A 3,944-nucleotide genomic window follows, 5' to 3' on the forward strand; every position below is an offset into this window, starting at 1 on the left:
GAAGTTTGGCTTTTACAGTTTCCAGTCGAGCAAACCCCTCACCCCAACCCTCTCCCCTCAAGTGGGGAGAGGGAGCTTAGCACGTAGCGCATGTTCGCAAATCATCACCATTTGCCTTGGGCGGAACAGCGAACACGTCCGGCAAATCTCGCGTCACCCGATCCAGTTCCGCGATCTCGTCCGGCGTAAGCGCCAGATTATCCAGCGCCGACAGGCTTTCGTCCAGTTGCGCCACCGTCCGCGCCCCAATCAGACACGACGTCACGCGCGGATCGTGTAAAGTCCAGGCAATCGCCAACTGCGCCACGCCCTGGCCGCGCCGCTTCGCCACCTCATCGATCTGCGCCAAGGCGGTCAACACCTGCGGCGTCAACCGTGCCCGGACCCAGTCCTGGCGGCCGGCACGTGAATCGTCCGGTACACCACCCAGATACTTGTTGCTCAACAGCCCCTGGGCCAGCGGCGAGAACACGATGGTCCCTGCACCGGCCGCGGCATTGGCCCCCAACACCTCCGGCTCGATCCAGCGGTGCAGCAGGCTGTAATTCGGCTGGCTGATGGTCAGCGGAATACCTTCGGACGCCAGGATCGCCGCCGCCTTTCGCGTCAGCTCGGCGCTGTAGTTCGAGATCCCGACATAGAGCGCCTTGCCCTGATGGACCAACTGCGCCAGCGCGCCCATGGTCTCTTCCAGCGGCGTGAACGGATCGACGCGGTGGGAATAGAAGATGTCGACATAGTCGAGCCCCATCCGCTTCAGGCTCTGGTCGCACGACGCGATCAGGTATTTGCGTGACCCGTTGATACCGCCGTAAGGGCCGGGCCACATGTCCCAGCCGGCCTTGGACGAGATGGTCAGTTCGTCGCGCAGGCCGTGGAAGTCGGCGGCCAGGATGTGGCCGAAATTCTCTTCGGCCGAGCCTGGAGGCGGGCCGTAATTGTTGGCCAGGTCGAAATGGGTGACGCCACGATCAAAAGCCCTGCGGACAATGGCGCGACCGGTTTCAAAGACATCGACGCCGCCGAAATTCTGCCACAGGCCCAGCGAAATCGCCGGCAGTTTCAGCCCCGAAGCGCCGCAGCGGCGGTAGGGCATGGTGGCGTATCGGTCACGCGCGGGTGTGTACATGGTCTCTCCTCTTATATTTTGTTGGGGTCTGGGCTACACTGGCCGCAACAACCGGGGAAGGGGATGCCCATGAAAAAAATAGCCATCATCGCGCTGACGCTGGCGCTGTCAGGATGCGGGCCGCAGTCAGACGACCAGTTCGGCATCTATGCCGACGGCGAAAACCGCTTCGTCGTCAACCACGCCGCCGGGCGGATCAATTATGGCCACGACATCACCGCCGAAGCGCTGCTGAAACAGACCCAAAGCGGCCAGGGCCTGACCTTCACCACCTGGCGCAACAAGACCTCGTGCGGGCTGACGGATTCGTCGGGCAATGTCTTTGCCATTCCGCGCGGTGACCGCTTCGACAAGGACAACGCGATCTTCTCGGTCGAAAAGGACCCGGCGGTGTTCGATGAGATCAATGGCGGACCGGTGGGATCGCGTGTGGTGACCCTGCGCACCGAAAACCTGGTCCGAATCCGCTATCTCTATGACGATGCTTCCGGCATTCGCTGGATCGATCAATACAATCCGCAGGGCGAGTTCGACCGCCGTCTGTGGCTGGAGCGCGGCGTCGGTTTGCTGGCCCACTGTCGCGGTGTGTCGGCCGACGATCACAAGGACTGAGCGCGGCCTACTTGTGGAAGAGGTCGACCATCGCATACCAGCCGTCGGGGCCTACGGAATACTTTTGCCAGACACGAACATAGTGGCCGAGATAATAGGTGCCGTCCGGAGCGGTCACATGACCCCAGGTGTAGATGAAATCGCCGTCCTTCGATGCACCGTAGCCGTCACGAGTCCAGGTCTGTCCCGGTCCCGGACGGTCGGCGATCGCGGCGGCGCGCCGGGCTTCATCCGGCTCTGAACTCGGAATAAAGGGCGGTACATTCGACGACGCGATGGCTGCTTTTGTCCAGCCGGCGAGAACCTCGGCGGCGGGTTTCGTGGCGTACCCCGCATTGGACAGATCGTCCTGTTTGAGGCCATCAGCGATATTGCCGACGCCGCTCACAAATCTCGAAGAAGCACCATGGTCGGGCGGGATATTCGCCGGCATATCTTTGCCCGCGCTGCCGTCGAGCGTCCACTTCCAACTACCGTTAGGCTGCTTTTGCCAAATGGTGAAAAACCATCCGGCCTGGTCTGTGCCTTCGATCTGCCAGGGCCCCAGGTCGAACGCCAGTTCTCCGGCGCTGTCCACGCCGATGTAGTTGGGCCACCAGCGCAGAGGCGTGGGCTTCTCGGCCAGGCTTGGATCGGCGGCCAGAGCGTCCGCTAGGGCCTTATGAAAATTGCCGGCGTGTGGCAGAAACCCGATGGCGTCCGGGGTCGACCAGGCGATGAAACCGCGATGGAAGCCCTTTTCCTTTGTTTCAGCGGCAAAGGCACGTTCGGCCTTGGTGACCTCTTCCACCCGTTCAATTTGCTCAGCCAGAAAATCCGCACGGGCCGGCGCCCCGACCGCCAGCGTCAGAAGCGCCAAACACGTCAACAGTGCACGCATGACCCATCCCCGGCTATAAGCAGACCGGCACCATGCCGTCAAACCCACCTTACGGCAAGTTAAGGATGAGTCATTCCCGTTGTTTAGGCCAGTCGCCCCAGCGCCTTGTCCAGCGCCTTGATCAGATCGGCCGCGTCTTCCAGTCCGATCGACAGCCGCACCAGGCCCGGTGCGATGCCGGCGGTGGCCTGAGCTTCCGGCGACATGGCGGCATGGGTCATTGAGCCCGGATGGACGATCAGGCTTTCGACCCCGCCCAGCGATTCCGCCAGGCTGAACAGGTCGATATCCTCGAACACCGTCTTGACCGCCTCGAGGCCGCCCGCCAGTTCGAAGCTCATCATGGCGCCCGGGCCCTTTTGCTGGCGCTTGGCCAGGTCGTGCTGGGGGTGCGAGGGCAGGCCGGGATAGTGGACCACCTTCACGGCGGGATGGTTGTGGAGGTATTCCGCCACGGCCTGGGCCGATTCCTGGGCCTGTTTGATGCGCACGAACAGGGTGCGCACGCCGCGCAGGGTCATGTAGCTGTCGAAGGCCGGGGCGGTGGCGCCGACGCAGTTGGCCCACCAGCGCATCGGCAGCACATCGGCTGCGTGGGCGCAGACCAGGGCACCGCCGATGACATCGGAATGGCCGTTGATATACTTCGTTGTCGAATGAACGACATAGTCGGCCCCGAACGTGATCGGGTTCTGCAGGGCCGGCGACAGGAAGGTGTTGTCGACGGCCACCCGCGCGCCAGCATCTTGGCCGAGCTTGATCAGCTTTTCGAGGTCGATCAGGCGCATCAGCGGGTTGGACGGTGTCTCCAGCAGGAGCAGGGCGGTGGGTTCTGCCAAGGCCGCGCTGAGCGCAGCTTCATCGCTCTGGTCGACATAGACGCATTCGATCAGGCCCTGTTTGTGGCGCGCATTGAGCAGGCGCTGGGTGCCGCCATAGCAATCATGGGGGACGACGACGCGCTTGGACTTTGGCGCGGTCGGATCGGGTGTGGCCGCGGGCGCGATCGGGTTGGCGCGGTCGAGGTCTTGCCACAGCAGATCCAGAGCGGCCAGGCCCGAAGCCGTCATGACGGCGCCGGCGCCGCCTTCCAGTTCGGCGATGACCTCGGCGATGATTTCGCGCGTCGGATTGCCCGAGCGGGCATAGTCGTAGGTCCGCTTCTTGCCCAGCCCTTCGAACGAGAAGTTGGTGCTGAGATAGATCGGCGGCATGACCGAACCATGGGCCGCGTCGGTATCGACCCCGATATTGATGACCTTGGTCTGGAGGCTGGCGTCTTTGAGATAGTCTTTGGTCATGGCGGGATAGGCTCTTCAATTC

Annotated in this window: 4 protein-coding genes; 1 reads left to right on the forward strand and 3 read right to left on the reverse strand. The window is 62.8% G+C overall.

Going from position 1 to position 3,944, the window contains the following annotated elements; all coding sequences use genetic code 11:
- Nucleotides 1-76: 76 nt before the first annotated feature.
- On the reverse strand, nt 77-1,096 hold the full coding sequence (locus tag ABI_RS19025; RefSeq protein WP_006274692.1) for an aldo/keto reductase: 1,020 nt from the start codon (nt 1,094-1,096) through the stop codon (nt 77-79).
- A 102-nt stretch (nt 1,097-1,198) separates the two neighbouring features.
- Here ABI_RS19025 and ABI_RS19030 point away from each other — a divergent pair, with 102 nt between their 5' ends.
- The gene (locus tag ABI_RS19030; RefSeq protein ID WP_006274693.1) at nt 1,199-1,741 is read left to right on the forward strand and encodes a hypothetical protein; all 543 of its coding nucleotides are present in this window, start codon (nt 1,199-1,201) and stop codon (nt 1,739-1,741) included.
- A gap of 7 nt (nt 1,742-1,748) precedes the next feature.
- Here ABI_RS19030 and ABI_RS19035 read toward each other — a convergent pair whose 3' ends face one another.
- A complete protein-coding gene (locus tag ABI_RS19035) occupies nt 1,749-2,621 on the reverse strand; it encodes a hypothetical protein (protein WP_040309745.1) in 873 nt (290 codons plus the stop codon).
- A gap of 83 nt (nt 2,622-2,704) precedes the next feature.
- Nucleotides 2,705-3,922, reverse strand: coding sequence for a cystathionine gamma-synthase (gene metB, locus ABI_RS19040; protein WP_006274695.1), 1,218 nt, complete (start codon nt 3,920-3,922; stop codon nt 2,705-2,707).
- Nucleotides 3,923-3,944 lie beyond the last annotated feature (22 nt).

Source organism: Asticcacaulis biprosthecium C19 (assembly GCF_000204015.1).
GTDB lineage: Bacteria > Pseudomonadota > Alphaproteobacteria > Caulobacterales > Caulobacteraceae > Asticcacaulis > Asticcacaulis biprosthecius.